The sequence below is a fragment of the uncultured Pseudoteredinibacter sp. genome (genome assembly GCF_947502065.1).
GTDB lineage: Bacteria > Pseudomonadota > Gammaproteobacteria > Pseudomonadales > Cellvibrionaceae > Pseudoteredinibacter.
Genome location: NZ_CANMYE010000024.1, coordinates 1 through 1,490, shown reverse-complemented (window position 1 = coordinate 1,490; position 1,490 = coordinate 1). Strand labels below are relative to the sequence as shown.

The following is a 1,490-nucleotide window of genomic DNA, read 5'->3' as shown; positions in this document are numbered from 1 at the left end:
CTTGATACTTATTGAGCCTTCTCCAGCTTACCACCAAAGCGGTAAGCTTGAGGCGCGAACCAACTTGGAGAAGACTTATGCAATTCTACAACAATTCTCACCCATATTACTGCGGTATCGATTTACACGCCAGATCATTATATGTCTGTATTTTAGATGATCAAGGCGACACTGTTTTACATAAAAACATTTCCGCCAAACCAAAAGCCTTGCTTCAGCTTCTTGAACCTTATATTGGTAACATCATTGTTGGCGTAGAGTGTATGCATTGTTGGTATTGGGTTGCTGACTGGTGCGAGGATAATCACATAGATTTTGTACTTGGCCATGCTCTCTACATGAAAGCCATACATGGGGGTAAAGCCAAGAACGATAAAATCGACTCATTTAAAATAGCTAAATTGCTCAAAGGTGGAAATTTCCCCGTCGCCTACCATTACCCCAGAGCTATGCGAGCCACTCGAGATTTGATGCGCCGCCGTATGCACATTGTTCGCCATGGCGCACAATTAAAGGCTCATATTAAAAACACCGGCAGTCAGTATAACCATCCGCCCAACGCTCTAAACTTACGCTACCTTGGTGCTCGCGAAAAAATGAGAAATCGTTTTACCGATGCTTCCGTGCAGGCCAGCATTGATTTAGACCTAAACTTAATCGATACATTCAATAAAGAGCTCGCCAGGGTAGAATGGCATATTAAAAAGCACGCCAAGCAGCATAAAGCAACTGATTTTCATATACTCAAAAGCATCTCTGGTGTTGGTGATATTTTAGCCCTAACCATTCTTTATGAGATTGGCGATATAAAACGCTTTGAAAGTGTTCAACGGTTCGCGTCTTACAGCCGGCTTATAAAGTGCAAGGCTGAATCAGCGGGTAAGACCTACGGCACACAGGGTAATAAAATTGGTAACGCACATCTTAAGTGGGCTTTCTCAGAAGCCGCCATTCTGTATTTACGCAATAATGATTGTGCTAAGGAATATATAAAAACACTCGAAAAACGCATGCCCAAAAGCAAAGCGTTATCCGCTCTCGCCCACAAACTAGGGCGATCTATTTATTATATGCTCAAAAATCAAGCGGTGTTTGATGAAGCGAAATTCATGAGGGCTTAAGTCGCAGCTGCTTGCGAGCTCTACGTCTAACTAACCATACAGCGACAAATGACGATACGGTGTAACTAAATACTTTATGGTACTTGATACCAAGCACCGCAGTATCTATTGCAATACGCAAAGGTTCGTCGCCTTGATTAGACGCAAGCAGTTTGCGCATTATTGTTTTGAATTAACACGTTTGCACCTTGCTAAGCCTGAAACTAACTGGATGAAAGAACCAGCCCCTTGAATAGAGCTAGCGAAGGTTAATCGATAAATGTCTAGTGCCCCCGGCATCATTATGGATCGATGAAAGACTGGGCTTGGGTGAGACCCTATAAGAGAGCCTCAATATGTGTTTACCGCAAGCGTTTTTATGACGGTTCA

The 1,490-nt window shown here is 43.0% G+C and carries 1 protein-coding gene; it reads left to right on the top strand.

Annotation, left to right across the window (positions count from 1 at the left end; translation table 11 throughout):
* The first annotated feature begins 77 nt into the window (after positions 1 to 77).
* Positions 78 to 1,121 (top strand): IS110 family transposase, encoded by a 1,044-nt coding sequence (locus tag Q1A41_RS20185; protein WP_299982946.1) that lies wholly within the window; start codon positions 78 to 80, stop codon positions 1,119 to 1,121.
* Positions 1,122 to 1,490 lie beyond the last annotated feature (369 nt).

Bases quoted from the DNA above. Each gene is read 5' to 3' on its own strand.
- Q1A41_RS20185 (WP_299982946.1), top strand. From the start codon at position 78: ATGCAATTCTACAACAATTCTCACCCATATTACTGCGGTATCGATTTA.